The organism is Streptomyces sp. ISL-11, assembly GCF_018614525.1.
Classification (GTDB): domain Bacteria; phylum Actinomycetota; class Actinomycetes; order Streptomycetales; family Streptomycetaceae; genus Streptomyces.
Genome location: NZ_JAGGOL010000075.1, coordinates 1 through 16,957, shown reverse-complemented (window position 1 = coordinate 16,957; position 16,957 = coordinate 1). Strand labels below are relative to the sequence as shown.

The following is a 16,957-nucleotide window of genomic DNA, read 5'->3' as shown; positions in this document are numbered from 1 at the left end:
CGGCTCGATGGTCGCCTACGAGGGCTACGTCCAGTACGAGGCCAACCCGCCGGCCGTCCGGCAGATGGCCTCCCAGTGGCTCACCGGCGAGGGCGTGCCCCTCATGAAGTGCTTCGGCGACGGCCTGCTCTACCTCGCCGACTACGGCGCGGACGTCGTCTGCCTCCAGCTCGACGGCGAGTCGCTCTCCGTCAACGGCACCAACGTCCTCGCCTTCGACGCGTCCCTCCAGTGGGGCGTCCAGCGCGTCAAGGGCATGGCGAAGTTCGCCGGGCAGGGCCTGTTCAACGTCGCCATCTCGGGCACCGGCTGGGTGGCGCTGACCTCGCGCGGCACCCCCATCGTCGTCGACTGCGGCAGCGGCGAGGACGAGACCTGCGTGGACCCGGACGCGCTCGTCGCCTGGTCCACCGGCCTCAGGATGAAGGGCAAGCGCAGCTTCAAGGCCTCATCCATGATCGGCCGGGGCAGCGGGGAAGCCTACCAACTGGGCTTCTCCGGCCAGGGATTCGTGGTCGTACAGCCCAGTGAGGACAGCACCGACCGGCTCCGGGCCCGGGGCTGAGGGGGAACGAGGACACCATGCAGAGCCCGCTTTTCGCGCACACCGAGGCCCAGACCCAGGACCGGTACGCCCTCCAGAACCCGCAGATGCTGCGCGTCTCCCTCACCGGCCACGACGACGTGCTCGCCCGCAAGGGCTCGATGGTCGCCTACCAGGGGCTGATCGAGTTCGACGGCGAGTACCAGACCCGGGGTCAGCACAACGCCCGCGCGCACACCGGCGAGGGCCTGGAGCTGATGCGCTGCTCGGGTCAGGGCACCGTCTACTTCGCCAACCTCTCCCAGCACGTGCACGTGATCGACGTCGACCACGACGGCCTGACCGTGGACGGTGCCTACGTCCTCGCGCTGGACTCCACCCTGCACTGGGACACCATCGCCGTGGACAGCCACACGGGGGTCTCCGGTACGGGCGCGTACAACCTCGTCATCACCGGCCGGGGCAAGGTCGCGCTGATGACCTCGGGCCAGCCCCTGATGCTCCAGGTCACCCCGCAGACACCGGTCAACGCCGACGCGGACGCCGTCGTCGCCTGGTCGACGTCGCTGCGGGTCAACATGCAGGCGCCGACGTCCTCGTCGAGCGTGTGGCGGCGGCGCGGCTCCACCGGCGAGGGCTGGGAGCTGGCCTTCTCCGGGCAGGGTTACGCGCTGGTGCAGCCCAGTGAGCTGCTGCCGCCGCAGGGCGCGGAGATCGGCCAGGGGCTGATGGCCCAGTACGGCGTCGGCCAGCAGGGGGCGCACGCCCGTAACCAGGGCAACATCTGGTCCAACTGATCGGCGGGAAGAGCTGATCGGCGGGAAGAGGTCATGTGTAAGGGGCGGCCACCTTGGGTGGCCGCCCCTTACCGATGCCCGTCACCGTCTCACAGACGCGCGAGGGTCCGCTCCAGCAGCCGGCCGACGGACCCGTCCGCGATGTCGCCCACCTCCGCGTACGGGAACCAGCGCAGCTCCAGCGACTCGTCGCTGATCGCCTCCACCGCGCCCGCGGGCACCAGGGCCGCGTACTGGACGTCCAGGTGCCAGTTGCAGGGCGCCGGGATCGGGTGCCGGTCGAGCCGCACCGGGCCGCCCGGCAGCAGCGTCAGGCCCGCGATGCCGGACTCCTCCGTCGCCTCCCGCAGCGCGGCCGCCTCCAGCGTGGCGTCACCGGGCTCGCAGTGGCCGCCCATCTGGAGCCACATCCGCAGCTTGCGGTGCAGCGTGAGCAGCACCTGCCCGCGCGCGGGATCGATCATCAGGGCGCTCGCCGTCACGTGTCCGGCCCCGCAGGGCTTCCACATGCCGCCGGGATGCGCGGCCAGGTGATCGAGGTATTCGGCCCGCAGCTCTTCCTGGTCCGCGTACTCCTTCAGTACCCGGACCGCGTCCTCGTGCAGGCTCACTTCTGGTCGTCGCCCTCGTCCTCGTCGCCGCCCTTGCCGAGGTCCGGCTTCCGCTCCGGCGCGGCCGAGCCTCCGGCCGCCTCGCCCAGCATCTTGTCCAGCTCGGAGAAGTCCAGGTGCTCGCGGTGCACGAAGCCGTCCGGGTCGTCCAGGTCGGCGGCGGTCGGCAGCATGTCCGGGTGCTCCCAGAGGCCGTCACGGCCCTCCAGGCCGCGCGCGTCGGTCAGCGACGCCCACAGCCGCGAGGCGTCCCGCAGCCGGCGCGGACGCAGCTCCAGGCCGATCAGGGTGGCGAAGGTCTGCTCCGCCGGGCCGCCCGAGGCGCGGCGCCTGCGCAGCGTCTCGCGCAGCGCGCCGGCCGACGGCAGGTGCGGCGCCGCGGCCGCGTGCACGACCGCGTCGACCCAGCCCTCGACCAGGGCCAGGGCGGTCTCCAGGCGGGCGAGCGCCGCCTTCTGCTCCGGGGTGTCCTCCGGCTGGAACATGCCCTGCTGAAGGGCGTCCTGAAGCTGCTCGGGGTGCGTCGGGTCCAGCTGGCCGACCACGTCCTCCAGCTTGGAGGTGTCGACCTTGATGCCCCGGGCGTAGCCCTCGACGGCACCGAAGAGGTGCGAGCGCAGCCACGGCACGTGGGCGAAGAGCCGCTGGTGGGCGGCCTCGCGCAGGGCCAGGTACAGCCGCACCTCCTCCTGGGGCACGCCGAGCCCGGAGCCGAACGCCTCGATGTTCACCGGCAGCAGCGCGGCCTTGCCGGCCGGGCCGAGCGGCAGGCCGATGTCGGTGGAGCCGACCACCTCGCCCGCCAGCACGCCCACCGCCTGGCCGATCTGGGTGCCGAACATCGCGCCGCCCATGGACCGCATCATGCCGAGCAGCGGGCCCGCCATGGCCTGCATCTCCTCGGGCAGCACGTCGCCCATGGCCGCGCCGACGCGCTCGGCGACCGGGTCGACCAGGTCCTTCCACACCGGCAGGGTCGCCTCGACCCACTCGGCGCGGCTCCAGGCCACGGCCGTGCCCGCGCCCGACGGCAGCGACGTCACGCCGTCCAGCCACAGGTCGGCCAGGCGCACGGCCTCCTCGACCGCCGCCCGCTCACCGGAGGTGACGCTGGAGTCCTTGGTGCCGTCGGCGGTGCCCTGCGCGACGGTCTTCCGGGCGATGTCCTTGGCCATGTCCCAGTTCACCGGGCCGCCCTCGTACGAGAGCATCTGCCCGAGCTGCTGGAAGGCGGCGCCCAGGTCGTTCGGGTTCATGGAACCGAACATCGAGGCGAAGGGATTGTCCCCGCCGCCGGGCAGCCCGCCGAACCCGAACGGATTCGCAGGTCCCTGGCCGCCCTGGCCATCGCCCTTCTTCTTGCCGTCGCCGCCGTTCTCCGGCTCCTCCGGCGGAAGACCGAATCCGAATGGGGTGTCACTCACGGGTTTCCTCGGCTCGTAGGGCCGCCGGCTCACGACCGGCGGCGAATGCCCGACAACACCACCCAGCGTAGACACCTCGCCGTGATCCGGGCTTGGTGCGTCGCCGACCCGGGGCCTGCGGCAGGATGGACGTCACCTGGTCCGTACGCGTCATCTCGCGTACGTACTGAAGACAACCGCTGGAGACGCCCGGTGAGTTCCCCCGACCGAGAAGTTCGCGCAGCGCGAAACGGTTCCGCGCGAGACAGTACGAGCCCGCAGGGCCGGCGACCCGTCGTGGCGGTCACCGGTGCCGCGCGCGGCGTCGGCGCGCTGCTCACGCAGCGGCTCGCCGCATCCGAGGAGATCAAGCGGGTCGTCGCCATCGACGAGCGCCGCGGTGAGGCGAGCGAGGCGCACTGGCACGTGCTGGACGTGCGCGACCCGGCGATCGCCGAGAAGCTGCGGGGTGCCGACGTCGTCGTGCACCTCGCCCTCGATCTCGATCTGGAGACCGATCCCGCCGCCCGCACCGCCTACAACGTGCGCGGCACCCAGACCGTGCTCACCGCCGCCGCGGCCGCCGGAGTGCACCGCGTGGTGCTGTGCACCTCCGCCATGGTCTACGGCGCCCTGCCCGACAACGACGTGCCGCTCGCGGAGGACGCCGAGCTGCGGGCCACCGCGGAGGCCACCGGGGTCGGAGACCTGCTGGAGATAGAGCGGCTCGCCAGGCGCGCGCCCCGCGCGCATCCCGGCCTGAACGTCACGGTGCTGCGGCCCGCCGTCCTGGTCGGCGGCACGGACACGGCACTGACCCGCTATTTCGAGTCACCCCGCCTCCTGGTGGTCGCCGGTTCCCGGCCGACCTGGCAGTTCTGCCACGTGGAGGACCTGGTGAGCGCCCTGGAGTTCGCCGCCCTGGAGAAGGCCGAGGGGGAGCTCGCGGTCGGCTGCGACGGCTGGCTGGAGCAGGAGGAGGTCGAGGAGCTCAGCGGCATCCGCCGCATGGAGCTGCCCTCGGCGGTCGCCCTGGGCGCCGCCTCCCGGCTGCACCGCCTGGGCCTGACGCCGTCCCCGGCGGGCGACCTGGAGTACACGATGCACCCCTGGGTCGTGAGCGGCAGCCGGCTGCACGACGCCGGCTGGCGCCCGCGGTGGACCAACGAGGAGGTCCTCGCGGAGCTGCTGGAGGAGGTCGCCGGCCGCCACACGGTCGCGGGCCGCCGTCTCGGCCGCAAGGACGCCACGGCCGCGGGCGCCGCGGGGGCGACCGTGGCCCTGCTGGGCACCGCCGCCCTGGTCCGCCGGGCCCGCAAGGCGCGACGGCGGCTGTAGGCGCCGTCGTGGGGCCGGAGGAGCGTCCACACGGCCGGGGGGACACCTGGTCGAACACCCATTGGCCGCCGCGCGCCGGCGTGCGGCACGATGGGCCCCATGGCCTCCACCCACGACCACCCCGGCGAACTCGCCGCCACGGACCCCCTCCGTCTGCTGGCGATCCGCGACACCCCCCTGTCCGTGGACGAGGTGTTCGCCGCGGTCGGCGACGACGCCGCCGGCGGCACCGCGCTGTTCGTGGGCACCGTGCGTGACCACGACGGCGGCGCGGACGTCGACGGCCTCGGCTACTCCGCCCACCCCTCCGCCGAGGCGGAGCTGCGCCGCGTCGCCGAGAAGATCGCCGCCGACTACCCGGTACGCGCCCTGGCCGCCGTCCACCGGGTCGGTGAGCTGGCCATCGGTGACCTGGCCGTCGTGGTGGCCGTCTCCTGCCCGCACCGGGCCGAGGCGTTCGAGGCGTGCCGGCGGCTGATCGACGACCTCAAGCGCGAGGTGCCGATCTGGAAGCACCAGAGGTACTCCGACGGCACGGAGGACTGGGTGGGCGTCTAGCGCCCTCCGCCGCCCCTGACGGGCGGCTTCCGCTTGCGTAACCACCCCCCTGACGTGAGCGTTGAGGGGACGGAAGATTAATGTGCTCATCAGTCATTCATGGTGGTGCGCATTCATGAGGGCGCGAGGGGTCGGGAGGTGGCATGGCGGCACTGGTGTGGTTGCTCATTCCCGTCGCTGCGGCCGTCGTCGCGGTCCTGTGGGGGAGCTGGGCGGCCCGTAACCGCAAGTCGGGCGACGTCGCGGAGCTCGCGGGGTATGCGCGGTTCCGGGAGGCGATGGAGCGCACGGACGCCGGCGGCGGGGTCTCCTAGCGCCGTCCGTCCGGGCGCCGAACCCCCAACGGGCGCCCGCGCGCGTACGCGTGCGCCCCTGCTTCCCCGTACGGACCGCCCCGGGGGTGGACTGTCGGACCGGTCCCGTACTGTCGTTCCATGCCCCGCCGCACCGCGACGATGCTCGCCTCCCTCCTGATGCTGATCGCGCTGCTCTGCGCGGGCGTGCTGATCCCCGTGCCGTACGCCGAGATGTCACCCGGCCCGACGGTCAACACCCTGGGCGAGCACGGCGGTGAGCCGGTGCTCCAGATCTCCGGGCACCAGACGTATCCGACCAGCGGCAACCTCAATATGACCACCGTCCGCGTCACCGGCTCCCAGTACCGGATGAACCTGGTCGAGGCGGTCGCGGGCTGGCTCGGGCACGACAATCTGGTCGTCCCGCGCAGCACGCTCTACCCGGACGACAAGTCCCCGGACGAGCTGAACCAGGAGACCGCGGAGGAGTTCAGCCAGTCCCAGGAGAGCGCCAAGGTCGCCGCGCTCAAGCAGCTGAACATCCCCGTCGGCAGCCGCGTCGTCGTCTCCTCCGTCGTCAAGGGCAGCGCGGCCGAGGGCCGCCTGCACGCCGGCGACGTGATCAAGGCCGTCGACGGTACGGAGATCAAGCAGCCCGGCGACGTGGCCAAGCTGGTCACCAAGCACCGGCCCGGTCAGCAGGTCTCGTTCCGGATCGTGCCGGCCAAGGAGGCGGCCGCGGCGGAGAAGGAGAAGCGGCAGCCCAGGAGCGAGGAGACGGTCGCCCTCACCACGCGCAAGGCACCCGACGACGAGCGGGCCATCGTCGGCATCCAGGCCGGCCCCGACCACACCTTCCCGTTCACCATCAACATCAAGCTGGCGGACGTGGGCGGGCCGAGCGCCGGGCTGATGTTCGCCCTCGGGATAGTCGACAAGCTGACCCCGGACGACCTCACCGGCGGCAAGTTCGTCGCCGGTACGGGCACGATCGACGAGAACGGCAAGGTCGGCCCGATCGGCGGGATCGAGATGAAGACGGTCGGCGCGCGTTCCAAGGGCGCGCGGTATTTCCTGACGCCCAAGGACAACTGCGCCGCCGCCGCGAAGGACCGCCCGTCGGGCCTGACCCTGATCCAGGTCGACACGATGAGCGACGCCCTGAAGTCGCTGGAGAAGATCCGCAAGGGGGACGCGGCCGGCCTGCCGCAGTGTCGCGCGGCAGGCTGAGAGGCCGGTTCCCCGCGCTCCTAGTCCGCGAACGTCGCCGCCAGGGCCTCCGCCAGGCCCGGCACCAGGTCGGCGCCCGTGAGGACCTCGGTGGGGGAGTCCTTCTCGCGCAGCCGCACCGCGGAATCGCGCGCGCCGTCGCGCAGCACGGCGACCGTCATCCGGACCTCCTGGCGGTCCGGGTGGGCGGCGACCCACTTGGCGAGCTGCTTCTCGTTCAGCCCGTTGGGCACGGTGCCCTCGGCGGACGGCGGCAGCATCAGCCGCTCCACGGTCAGGGCGCAGCCCGCCACCGCGTCCGGCCAGGCGATCGTGCCCAGGAACTTGTCGAGGGCCGTGCCGGCGGGCACCTCGTCCTGCTCGATCGGGGTGAGCGAACCGGCGGCCGCCTCGGTGTCGAGGCCGAGCTGGGAGGCCAGACCCGGCTCCTGGACGCGCAGCTTCGCGGTGTCGACGAGGGCGAAGAGCCGGGCCGGCTGGTCCCAGCCGAGGGTGGAGGCGTACTCGTCGATCTCGAGTACGGCGCGGGTCAGCGGACTGGCCGCCATCGGAGTGTTCGGAATCGCGGGACCGGACCCGTCGGCGGGGTCGGGAATGCTGGAAGTGCTGGACATACTCAATATCGTGCCCTGAGAGTGACCAAAAACGGGAACTGAGTAAAGCCTCGGTAAGTTGCCACACTGGGCCCTAGGATCGCTGGGCCCTGATCGACAAGCCCCACTGACAGCGAACTTCGAGGTGCGCACCTTGGCTTTCCAGATGCCGGACCGCGGCGGAGGCCCGTCAGGGCCACGGATCAGAGTCGGCCGCCCGTCCCGGCGGATCCGGACCCTGCTGACGACCTTTGGCGTGCTGGCCGCACTGGCCATCCTCTTCGTCATGTTCGCGGGGTTCTGGACGGAGTGGCTCTGGTACCGCTCGGTGAAGTACTCCTCCGTCTTCACCACCACCCTCGGCACCAAGATCGGCCTGTTCGCGGTCTTCGGGCTGCTGATGGCCCTGGTGGTGGGCGTGAACATCTGGCTCGCGCACCGGCTGCGGCCGCCGCTGAGCGCGATGTCGATGGAGCAGCAGAGCCTCGACCGTTACCGCATGAGCATCGCCCCGTACAAGAAGTGGGCACTGCTGGCGGTCTCCGCGCTCGTCGGTCTGGTGGCCGGCGCGTCCGCGGCCGGGCAGTGGCGGACGTGGCTCCAGTGGGTCAACGGCGTGTCCTTCCACCAGAAGGACCCGCAGTTCCACAAGGACATCTCCTTCTACACCTTCGACCTGCCCTGGTACCGCTTCCTGCTGAGCTTCGGCTTCGCGGCGGCGGTCCTCTCGCTGATCGCCGCCGCCCTGGTGCACTACCTCTACGGCGGTCTGCGGCTCACCAGCCCCGGCGGGCGGGCCACCTCGGCGGCCACCGGCCATCTGTCGGTGCTGCTCGGCGTCTTCGTGACCCTCAAGGCGGTCGCCTACTGGCTGGACCGGTACGCCCTGGCGGTGAAGTCCAGCGGGCTGAAGTCGACGGACGGCTGGACGGGTCTGCGCTATGTGGACGCGAATGCCTATCTGCCGGCCAAGACGATCCTCTTCATCATCGCGCTGATCTGCGCGGTGCTGTTCTTCGCCACCCTCTGGCGCCGCACCTGGCAGCTGCCGGTGATCGGTTTCGGTCTGATGGTGCTCTCGGCGGTGCTGATCGGCGGGCTCTATCCGGCGATCGTGCAGAAGTTCCAGGTCCAGCCGAACGAGCAGGCCAAGGAAGCGCCGTACATCAAGAAGAACATCACGGCCACGCGCGAGGCGTACGGGATCGACGGCTCGAAGGTGAAGGACTACGCGGGCCGGAGCGACGTCAAGGGCAAGGACACGGAGAAGCTGCGCGCCGACGCGAACTCCACGGCCAGCCTCAGGCTCCTCGACCCCAACATCGTCTCGCCCGCCTTCCAGCAGGAGCAGCAGGTCCGCGGGTACTACCAGTTCCCGTCCACGCTGGACGTCGACCGCTACAAGGTCGACGGCAAGGAGCAGGACACGGTCATCGGTCTGCGCGAGCTGAACATCAAGGGAATTCCCGAGCGCAACTGGATCAACGACCACTTCAAGTACACCCACGGCTACGGCGCCATCACGGCGAAGGGCACCGTGACGGACAAGGCCGGCGCCCCGGACTTCACCGCCAAGGGCCTGCCGACCGAGGGCCTGCTGGGCAATTACGAGCAGCGCGTCTACTACGGCGAGAAGACGACGCAGTATTCGATCGTCGGCGGCCCGCAGAAGGAGCTCGACTACTCGGCCGACAAGGGCGAGAAGAGCTACACCTACCAGGGGAAGAGCGGCGTCAACCTCGCCAACCCGGTCAACCGGGCCGCGTACGCGGTGGCGTTCGGCGAACCGCAGGTGCTCTACTCCGGTGCCATCGGCGAGGGTTCTCGGATTCTGTACAAGCGCACTCCCAAGGAGCGCGTCGAGGCGGTCGCCCCCTGGCTGACCATCGACGGTGACGCCTATCCGGCGGTGGTCGACGGCCGTATCCAGTGGATCGTGGACGCCTACACCACGACCAATGGCTATCCCTACGCCTCGCGCACCACGCTCGGTGACACGACGGCCGACTCGCTGACGACCGGACAGCGCGCGGTGGTGGCCCAGCAGAACCAGGTCAACTACATCCGCAATTCCGTCAAGGCGACCGTGGACGCCTACGACGGGACGGTGAAGCTGTACCAGTGGGACACCAAGGACCCGGTGCTCAAGACGTGGATGAAGGCGTTCCCGGGCACCGTGAAGGCGAAGAGCGAGATCGGCCCGGTCCTGATGGATCACCTGCGCTACCCGCAGGACCTCTTCAAGGTCCAGCGCGAGCTGCTCACGCGCTACCACGTCACCGACCCGGGGACGTTCTACACCGGCAGTGAGCGCTGGCAGGTGCCGGACGACCCGACCAACAAGAAGGGCAACGCGGTACCGCCCTATTACCTGAGCATGAAGATGCCGGATCAGCAGAAGCAGACGTTCTCGCTGACCACGACCTTCACGCCCAAGAGCCGCCCGAACCTTGGGGCGTTCATGAGCGTCGACGCCGACGCGAAGAGTGCCGACTACGGCAGCATCAGAATTCTGAAGCTGCCCTCCGAGACCACGGTGTGGGGTCCCGAACAGGCCCAGAGCAAGTTCAACGGGCACCCGGCCGTCGCCGACCAGATCAATATCTGGAAGAGAGGCGACTCCGAGGTCGAGTACGGCAATCTGCTGACCGTGCCGCTGGACGGCGGGCTGCTGTACGTGGAGCCGGTGTACATGCGGGGCGCGGGCTCCAATTACCCGCTCCTGAAGAAGGTGCTGGTCAACTACGGCGAGAAGATCGCCTTCAAGGACACCCTCGACGAGGCCCTGAACGAGATCTTCGGAGGCAAGGCCGCGGACACCGGCCCCACGAAGCCTCCCGCCGGCGAGCCGACCAAGCCCAGCCCGCAGAACTCCACCGTCAAGCAGGCCGCGAAGGACGCCAAGGACGCGTTCGAGGCGAGCCAGAAGGCGATGGAGAACAAGGACTGGGCGGCCTACGGCAAGGCGCAGGACGCCCTGAAGGACGCGCTGGAGCGGCTCACCAAGGCCGAGGCGGCCGGTGAGGAGAAGGGCGGCAAGCCGGGCAGCCAGTAAGTGGCCAAGGCCCCACCCCGCGCCGTGGTACGGTTGTTCCACAACAGCGCGGGGTGGAGCAGCTCGGTAGCTCGCTGGGCTCATAACCCAGAGGTCGCAGGTTCAAATCCTGTCCCCGCTACTCAATGACAAGGCCCGGAGTCCTCGGACTCCGGGCCTTGTCGTGTTGCCCGGACCCGGGCGGTCGGCCGGACCGCGAGGTGTCCGGGAGGCGCGGACTGTGCGGGTTGTGTGCGGGGCTTCTGTGGAGAGTTTGGAGCCCCGTCGTGTCGGGAAGTCGGGAAGTCGACAAAACGCTGAAGTGACCTCACTGGCTGCGGCATACCAGGTGTACGCGGGTTGCGGGTGGTGCGACGATGGGGCTTATGGGGGACAGGACGAGGCTGTGGGAGACACACCGGCTTGTAGAGGCTCCCGCTGACGGGAGCGAACAGGAAGTGACGGCCTACGCCCCGGCGACGGATTCCGCCGACCCGGGCGACTCCGCCGACCCCGCGGACCTGGAGCTGGAGACCGCCCGCCGCCGCGCCGCGGAGACCGGTGACCCCGCCGCCCTGAGCATGCTCGGCGCCCTCCTGCTGCGCCGCGGCGACCTCGACGGGGCCGAGCGCCACCTGCGCGCGGCGACCGCCGACGGCGACCGCTCGGCCGCCAACAACCTCGGCGTCCTGCTGCACCAGCGCGGTTACGCCGACGACGCCGCCGGGTGGTGGCGCATCGCCGCCGTCGCCGGCTCCGCGGCCGCCGCGCACGCCCTGGGCCGGTACCACCGTGAGCGGGGCGACGAGCCCGCCGCCGAGTACTGGCTGCGCCAGTCGGCCGAATCCGGCCACGCGCTGGGCGCCTACGCCCTCGCGGACCTCCTGGAGCACCGCAGCGACGTCGGCGCGGAGCGCTGGTTCCGCGCCGCCGCCGAGCGCGGGCACCGGGAGGCCGCGTACCGCCTGGCGCGCATCCTGGACGGCCGCGCCCCGCGCGCCCGCTCGGAGGGCCTGGGCCCCGGCGGTGTGGAGACCTCCGTGCGCGAGCTGCGCGCCGCCGCGGCGGACGGCCGTGACGCCGGCGGCCCCGCCCGCGAGGCCGAGCAGTGGTACCGCCAGGCCGCCGCCCGCGGCCACCGGCGCGCCGCCCTGCACCTGGGCACCCTGCTGGAGGGCCGTGGCGAGATCCAGGAGGCCGCCCGCTGGTATCTGACCTCCGCCAAGGACGGCGAGCCGCGTGCCGCCTGCGCCCTGGGCTTCCTGCTGCGGGACGCGGGGGACACCGACAGCGCCGCCGTCTGGTGGCGCCGGGCCGCCCAGGACGGCGACGGCAACGCCGCCAACGCGCTGGGCGCCCTGCACGCCGACCGGGACGAGACGGGCGAGGCCGAGCGCTGGTACCGCCAGGCCCTGGACGCCGGGGACGTCAACGGCGCGTACAACCTCGGCCTGCTGTGCGCCGGGCAGAACCGCACGACCCAGGCCGAGCAGTGGTACCGCCGGGCCGCCTACGCCGGGCACAAGGAGGCCGCCAACGCGCTGGCCGTGCTGCTGCTCCAGGGCGGCGACGCGGCCGGCGCCGAGCCCTGGTTCTCCAAGGCCGCCGAGGCCGGCAGCGTCGACGCCGCGTTCAACCTGGGCATTCTCTACGCCGGGCGCGACGAGGACCGGGCGGCCTTCCAGTGGTACGAGCGCGCCGCCGACGCGGGCCACACCGACGCGGCCCTCCAGGTCGCCATGGCCCTGCTGCGGGACGGCGACGAGGAGGCCGCCGAGCGCCATCTGCGGGTCGCCGTGCGCGGCGGCAACACCGAGGCCGCCTTCCGGCTGGCCGCACTCCTCGACCGCGACGACGTCGCTCACGAGGAGTGCGAGCAGTGGTACGAGCGTGCCGCCCGGCAGGGCCACCGGCGCGCCCAGGTGCGGCTCGGCATGATCGTCGCCGAGCGCGGTGACGTGGTGGAGGCCGCGCACTGGTACCGCCAGGCCGCCGAGGCCGGCAGCCGCAACGGCGCCTTCAACCTCGGGCTGCTCCTCGCCCGCGAGGGCAGCGAGCCGGAGGCGGCCCTGTGGTGGGCGCGTGCGGCGGAGGCCGGCCACGGCCGGGCGGCCCTGCGGCTCGCCCTGCTGGCGGCCCGGCGCGGCGACCTCACCGAGGGGCGGCACTGGTGCGACCGCGCGGTCGAGCTCGGCTCCGCGGAGGTCGCCGAGCGGGCCGCGCGCCTGCGGGACGCGTTGCAGCAGGAGCTCTCCGCTTAGGCCATTTGCCTTGGTCACTACCGACGGGTTACAGTTGCGTTACCGACGCGGGGTGGAGCAGCTCGGTAGCTCGCTGGGCTCATAACCCAGAGGTCGCAGGTTCAAATCCTGTCCCCGCTACTCCGTACGAAGGCCCGGATCCTCAGGATCCGGGCCTTCGTCGTGTTCGCGCCCCCTGCGCCGGGCCCTGGGAGGCCGGGCGGCGCGGGCCGCCCGCCCCCGTCATCCCGGGACGCAGTTCGGGCAGATGCCCCGGTAGGTCACCTCGACCGCCGCGACCTGGAAGCCGAAGCGCTCCTCCGCCGGAAGTTCGGCGAGGAGGTCGCCCGAGGGGTGGACGTCGCGGATCGTGCCGCACTGGGAGCACACCAGGTGCTGGTGCGCGTGGTGCGCGTTCGGGTCGTAGCGCTTGGCGCGCCCGTCCGTGCTCACCTCCATGATCTCGCCCAGGGAGACCAGCTCCCCGAGGGTGTTGTACACCGTCGCACGCGAGATCTCCGGCAGTAGTTCCGCCGCCTTGGCGTGCACTTCGTCCGCGGTGTAGTGCACATGGTCCCCGTCGAGGACCTCGGCGACGACGCGTCGCTGTGCGGTCAGCCGCCAGCCGCGTCCCCGGAGCCGTTCCAGCAGGTCACTCATGCCATTCACCTATCAGTCAGATAGAACCAGCGTAGCAGCGACCCTTGTCCATCACTGGATGGAGTATTCATCTCTCACCCATCTTGACTTAGACAAAGTCCAATGTAGGATCGAGATCGGCTCAGGCCAAGGTGGCAGGACGAGATGACGGAGGCACACGTGTCGGTTCAGGGCGAGGCCATAACGCAGACAGGCCCGCTGACCACGGAGTCCGGAGCTCCGGTCGCGGACAACCAGAACAGCGAGACCGCGGGCATCGGGGGCCCCGTCCTGGTCCAGGACCAGCTGCTCATGGAGAAGCTCGCGCACTTCAACCGCGAGCGCATCCCGGAGCGCGTCGTCCACGCCCGTGGCGCCGGCGCCTACGGCACCTTCACCGTCACCGCCGACGTCACGCGGTACACCCGGGCGAAGTTCCTCTCCGAGGTCGGCAAGCAGACCGAGACCTTCCTGCGCTTCTCCACGGTCGCCGGCAACCTCGGCTCGGCCGACGCCGTCCGCGACCCCCGCGGCTTCGCGCTGAAGTTCTACACCGAAGAGGGCAACTACGACCTCGTCGGCAACAACACCCCGGTGTTCTTCATCAAGGACGCCATCAAGTTCCCGGACTTCATCCACACCCAGAAGCGCGACCCGTACACCGGCTCGCAGGAGGCGGACAACGTCTGGGACTTCTGGGGTCTGTCGCCCGAGTCGACCCACCAGGTGACCTGGCTCTTCGGCGACCGCGGCATCCCCGCGACGCTGCGCCACATGAACGGCTACGGCTCGCACACCTACCAGTGGAACAACGAGGCCGGCGAGGTCTTCTGGGTCAAGTACCACTTCAAGACCGACCAGGGGATCAAGAACCTCACCACCGAGGACGCCAACCAGCTCTCCGGCATGGACCCCGACAGCCACCAGCGCGACCTGCGCGAGTCCATCGAGCGCGGTGACTTCCCCAGCTGGACCGTGCAGGTGCAGATCATGCCGGCGGCCGACGCGGAGTCGTACCGCTTCAACCCGTTCGACCTCACCAAGGTGTGGCCGCACGAGGACTACCCGCCGATCGAGATCGGCAAGCTGGAGCTCAACCGCAACCCGGAGAACATCTTCGCCGAGGTCGAGCAGTCCATCTTCTCGCCGGCCCACTTCGTGCCGGGCATCGGCCCGTCCCCCGACAAGATGCTCCAGGGCCGTCTCTTTGCCTACGGCGACGCCCACCGCTACCGCGTCGGCATCAACGCCGACCACCTGCCGGTGAACCGTCCGCACGCCACCGAGGCCCGGACGAACAGCCGCGACGGCTACGCCTACGACGGCCGCCACGGCCGCTCCAAGAACTACGAGCCCAACAGCTTCGGCGGCCCGGCCCAGACCGGCCGGCCGCTGTGGCAGACCACCGCCGTCACCGGTGGTACGGGCAACACCGAGGCCCCCTCGCACGCCGAGGACAACGACTTCGTCCAGGCGGGCAACCTCTACCGCCTGATGTCGGAGGAGGAGAAGGGCCGTCTGATCGACAACCTCGCGGGCTTCATCGCCAAGGTGTCGCGCGACGACATCGCCGAGCGCGCGATCAACAACTTCCGCCAGGCGGACCCCGACTACGGCAAGCGGCTGGAAGCCGCTGTCCAGGCTCTGCGCGGCTGATCCTCCCCTCGGGCGGCCCCCGTCGCCCGAGGTGGGGATGTCCCACCAGACGCTTGCCGTAACAGCGCGAAGAGGCCGGACGCCATGGGGCTCCGGCCTCTTCGTCCTGCGTGCGGGGCCCTGCCGTACGGGCACCCGCCCGGCCCGGCGTCAGACCGGCAGGGCGGCCCTCTCCCGTGCCCGTACCGGAACCCAGCAGCGGATGATGTCGCGCACCGACACCACCCCCACCGGGCCCCGGTCGTCGAGCACGATCAGATGCCGGAAGCCGCCGTGCGACATCGCGGCCGCCGCCTCGTCGAGCGTCCATTCGGGCGCGGCGAAGACCACGTCGGTCGTGGTGTGGGACTGGGCCGTCTCCCGGTCCGGGTCCTGGCCGGCGCCGACCGAGTTGAGGATGTCGCGCTCGGTGAGGATGCCCAGGCCGCTGGTATCGGGATCGAGGACGACGGCCGCGCCGATCCTGCGCGCGGACATCAGCCGCGCTGCCTGGCGGAGGGTGTGTGCGGGACCGATGGTGAGGACCACCGTGCTCATGGCGTCGCGGACGAGCATGGCTGGAGCCACCTCCTTGGCGGACTGCGAACGGGTCATGAACTCCGGGAAGGAATTCACAAGTTCACAAGCGTGGGGGTCCCATCGTCACACGCTCTCGTGGGCACAACAAGGGGCGCGTGGAGCCTTCGTTCCGCTTCCACGCGCTCCCGCGCCCCGGTGTGAACCGAGGGCGCGTCAGAAGGACAGGGCGTCGCGCCGTGCGTCCCGTGTCCGGAGGCTCACGCCTGGAGGTAGCCCAGGAGTTCGTCGTGGAGCAGGCCGTTCGACGCGGCGGCGTTGCCGCTGTGCGGTCCGGGCCGGCCGTCCAGGCCGGTGAAGCGGCCGCCCGCCTCCTCGACGATGACCACGTTCGCCGCCATGTCCCACAGCGACAGCTCCGGCTCGGCGCAGATGTCCACCGAACCCTCGGCGACCATCATGTACGGCCAGAAGTCGCCGTAGCCGCGGGTCCGCCAGCAGTCGCGCGTCAGGTCCAGGAAGCCCGGCAGCATCCCGCGCTCCTCCCAGCCCGTGAGCGAGGAGTACGCGAACGAGGCGTCCGCGATCCTGCCCACCCGGGAGACCTGCAGCCGGGACGCCGAGGTGAGGCTGCGCCCGGTGAAGGCGCCCGAGTCCTTGGCCGCCCACCAGCGGCGGCCCAGCGCGGGTGCCGAGACCACGCCGACGACCGGTTCGTAGCCGCCCTCGACCTGGACCATCAGGGAGATCAGCGTGGCCCAGACCGGCACCCCGCGTACGTAGTTCTTCGTACCGTCGATGGGGTCGATGACCCAGCGGCGCGGGCCGGTGCCCTCGCTGCCGAACTCCTCGCCCAGGACGGCGTCACGCGGCCGCGCGCGCTGCAGATGGCCGCGGATCAGCTCCTCGGCGGTCTTGTCCGCCTCGCTCACCGGAGTCATGTCCGGTTTGGTCTCGACCTTGAGGTCGAGGGCCTTGAACCGGTCCATCGTCGCCGCGTCGGCGGCGTCCGCCAGGACATGGGCCAGACGCAGATCATCGTGGTAGTCGGACATGGCTGAACAGTACCTGTGACCTCGCCTCCGGCGGCCCAGGCAACGCCAGGGCTCTTGACACCGTATGGCGGCACGTCAATTCTGTGGGCCACGACCGCCGTGCGGCCGCACGGCCGGGGAGGCGACGATGCCCGCGGCACGAGAGCTCTTGCTGGACGCGGCCTTCGCGGCGCTCGGCGCCCGGCCCTGGATCGGGGTCCGGATGGTCGACGTCGCGGCCGCCGCCGGGGTCTCCCGGCAGACGCTCTACAACGAGTTCGGCAGCAAGGACGGCCTCGCGCGCGCCCTGGTGCGCCGGGAGGCGGAGTCCTTCCTCGCCGGCGTGGAGCGCGCCCTGGGCGGACCCGGGCCCGGCGCGGACGCCGGGGACCGGTGCGCCGCCACCGCGGCCTGGATCCTGCGCACGGCCCGCGCCAACCCCCTCGTACGGGCCGCGCTGACCGGCTG

16 protein-coding genes and 2 tRNA genes are annotated in these 16,957 nt (G+C 71.1%); 12 read left to right on the top strand and 6 right to left on the bottom strand.

From position 1 onward, the window contains the following. Window positions 1–565, top strand: a 565-nt coding sequence (locus J7E86_RS16885) for an AIM24 family protein (RefSeq protein ID WP_215082513.1), incomplete at its 5' end; no start/stop codon positions are given. A gap of 17 nt (window positions 566–582) precedes the next feature. Beyond that, entirely contained in the window at window positions 583–1,341 is a 759-nt protein-coding gene (locus J7E86_RS16880) for an AIM24 family protein (protein WP_215082512.1), read from the top strand. An 89-nt stretch (window positions 1,342–1,430) separates the two neighbouring features. Here J7E86_RS16880 and J7E86_RS16875 read toward each other — a convergent pair whose 3' ends face one another. Together J7E86_RS16875 and J7E86_RS16870 are read right to left on the bottom strand one after the other, a co-directional pair. Beyond that, on the bottom strand, window positions 1,431–1,952 hold the full coding sequence (locus tag J7E86_RS16875; RefSeq protein ID WP_215082511.1) for an NUDIX hydrolase: 522 nt from the start codon (window positions 1,950–1,952) through the stop codon (window positions 1,431–1,433). After that, window positions 1,949–3,376: a zinc-dependent metalloprotease gene (locus J7E86_RS16870; protein ID WP_215082510.1), complete on the bottom strand. Its 1,428-nt coding sequence runs from the start codon at window positions 3,374–3,376 to the stop codon at window positions 1,949–1,951. The genes J7E86_RS16875 and J7E86_RS16870 overlap by 4 nt, the downstream gene beginning before the upstream one ends. 192 nt (window positions 3,377–3,568) lie before the next feature. On the opposite strand from J7E86_RS16870, the gene J7E86_RS16865 reads away from it, so the two are divergent. The 4 genes from J7E86_RS16865 (at window position 3,569) to J7E86_RS16850 (ending at window position 6,777) form a co-directional block, all read left to right on the top strand. Then, the gene (locus J7E86_RS16865) at window positions 3,569–4,693 is read left to right on the top strand and encodes an SDR family oxidoreductase (RefSeq protein WP_215082509.1); all 1,125 of its coding nucleotides are present in this window, start codon (window positions 3,569–3,571) and stop codon (window positions 4,691–4,693) included. 99 nt (window positions 4,694–4,792) lie between these two features. Then, window positions 4,793–5,251, top strand: a complete 459-nt coding sequence (locus J7E86_RS16860) for a molybdenum cofactor biosynthesis protein MoaE (RefSeq protein WP_215082508.1) — start codon at window positions 4,793–4,795, stop codon at window positions 5,249–5,251. A 143-nt stretch (window positions 5,252–5,394) separates the two neighbouring features. Continuing rightward, complete coding sequence (locus J7E86_RS16855) at window positions 5,395–5,565, top strand: hypothetical protein (RefSeq protein WP_215082507.1); 171 nt, start codon at window positions 5,395–5,397, stop codon at window positions 5,563–5,565. Window positions 5,566–5,685: 120 nt separating this feature from the next. After that, window positions 5,686–6,777, top strand: a complete 1,092-nt coding sequence (locus J7E86_RS16850; RefSeq protein WP_215082506.1) for a PDZ domain-containing protein — start codon at window positions 5,686–5,688, stop codon at window positions 6,775–6,777. A gap of 20 nt (window positions 6,778–6,797) precedes the next feature. Here J7E86_RS16850 and J7E86_RS16845 read toward each other — a convergent pair whose 3' ends face one another. Continuing rightward, the gene (locus J7E86_RS16845) at window positions 6,798–7,391 is read right to left on the bottom strand and encodes a PPA1309 family protein (protein WP_215082505.1); all 594 of its coding nucleotides are present in this window, start codon (window positions 7,389–7,391) and stop codon (window positions 6,798–6,800) included. A 145-nt stretch (window positions 7,392–7,536) separates the two neighbouring features. Here J7E86_RS16845 and J7E86_RS16840 point away from each other — a divergent pair, with 145 nt between their 5' ends. The 4 genes from J7E86_RS16840 (at window position 7,537) to J7E86_RS16825 (ending at window position 12,785) form a co-directional block, all read left to right on the top strand. Then, the gene (locus J7E86_RS16840; protein WP_215082515.1) at window positions 7,537–10,425 is read left to right on the top strand and encodes a UPF0182 family protein; all 2,889 of its coding nucleotides are present in this window, start codon (window positions 7,537–7,539) and stop codon (window positions 10,423–10,425) included. Between the two features lie 47 nt (window positions 10,426–10,472). Then, a tRNA-Met gene (locus tag J7E86_RS16835) sits at window positions 10,473–10,546 on the top strand. A 235-nt stretch (window positions 10,547–10,781) separates the two neighbouring features. Beyond that, complete coding sequence (locus tag J7E86_RS16830) at window positions 10,782–12,665, top strand: tetratricopeptide repeat protein (RefSeq protein ID WP_215082504.1); 1,884 nt, start codon at window positions 10,782–10,784, stop codon at window positions 12,663–12,665. A gap of 46 nt (window positions 12,666–12,711) precedes the next feature. Then, window positions 12,712–12,785: transfer RNA gene (locus J7E86_RS16825), tRNA-Met, on the top strand. Between the two features lie 102 nt (window positions 12,786–12,887). On the opposite strand, the gene J7E86_RS16820 is transcribed toward J7E86_RS16825, so the two are convergent. Next, window positions 12,888–13,304, bottom strand: coding sequence for a Fur family transcriptional regulator (locus J7E86_RS16820; RefSeq protein WP_215082503.1), 417 nt, complete (start codon window positions 13,302–13,304; stop codon window positions 12,888–12,890). A gap of 144 nt (window positions 13,305–13,448) precedes the next feature. Between J7E86_RS16820 and J7E86_RS16815 the strand changes: the two genes are divergently transcribed. Next, window positions 13,449–14,939 (top strand): catalase, encoded by a 1,491-nt coding sequence (locus tag J7E86_RS16815; protein WP_215082502.1) that lies wholly within the window; start codon window positions 13,449–13,451, stop codon window positions 14,937–14,939. Between the two features lie 150 nt (window positions 14,940–15,089). Here J7E86_RS16815 and J7E86_RS16810 read toward each other — a convergent pair whose 3' ends face one another. After that, entirely contained in the window at window positions 15,090–15,494 is a 405-nt protein-coding gene (locus J7E86_RS16810; protein WP_215082514.1) for a cyclic nucleotide-binding/CBS domain-containing protein, read from the bottom strand. Window positions 15,495–15,715: 221 nt separating this feature from the next. Further along, entirely contained in the window at window positions 15,716–16,510 is a 795-nt protein-coding gene (gene hisN / locus J7E86_RS16805; RefSeq protein WP_215082501.1) for a histidinol-phosphatase, read from the bottom strand. Window positions 16,511–16,637: 127 nt separating this feature from the next. Between hisN and J7E86_RS16800 the strand changes: the two genes are divergently transcribed. Next, on the top strand, window positions 16,638–16,957 hold a 320-nt coding region (locus J7E86_RS16800), incomplete at its 3' end, for a TetR/AcrR family transcriptional regulator (protein WP_215082500.1).

Bases quoted from the DNA above. Each gene is read 5' to 3' on its own strand.
- J7E86_RS16820 (WP_215082503.1), bottom strand. From the start codon at position 13,304: ATGAGTGACCTGCTGGAACGGCTCCGGGGACGCGGCTGGCGGCTGACC.
- J7E86_RS16855 (WP_215082507.1), top strand. From the start codon at position 5,395: ATGGCGGCACTGGTGTGGTTGCTCATTCCCGTCGCTGCGGCCGTCGTC.
- J7E86_RS16810 (WP_215082514.1), bottom strand. From the start codon at position 15,494: ATGCTCGTCCGCGACGCCATGAGCACGGTGGTCCTCACCATCGGTCCC.
- J7E86_RS16815 (WP_215082502.1), top strand. From the start codon at position 13,449: ATGACGGAGGCACACGTGTCGGTTCAGGGCGAGGCCATAACGCAGACA.
- J7E86_RS16845 (WP_215082505.1), bottom strand. From the start codon at position 7,391: ATGTCCAGCACTTCCAGCATTCCCGACCCCGCCGACGGGTCCGGTCCC.
- hisN (WP_215082501.1), bottom strand. From the start codon at position 16,510: ATGTCCGACTACCACGATGATCTGCGTCTGGCCCATGTCCTGGCGGAC.
- J7E86_RS16850 (WP_215082506.1), top strand. From the start codon at position 5,686: ATGCCCCGCCGCACCGCGACGATGCTCGCCTCCCTCCTGATGCTGATC.
- J7E86_RS16860 (WP_215082508.1), top strand. From the start codon at position 4,793: ATGGCCTCCACCCACGACCACCCCGGCGAACTCGCCGCCACGGACCCC.
- J7E86_RS16830 (WP_215082504.1), top strand. From the start codon at position 10,782: ATGGGGCTTATGGGGGACAGGACGAGGCTGTGGGAGACACACCGGCTT.
- J7E86_RS16840 (WP_215082515.1), top strand. From the start codon at position 7,537: ATGCCGGACCGCGGCGGAGGCCCGTCAGGGCCACGGATCAGAGTCGGC.
- J7E86_RS16880 (WP_215082512.1), top strand. From the start codon at position 583: ATGCAGAGCCCGCTTTTCGCGCACACCGAGGCCCAGACCCAGGACCGG.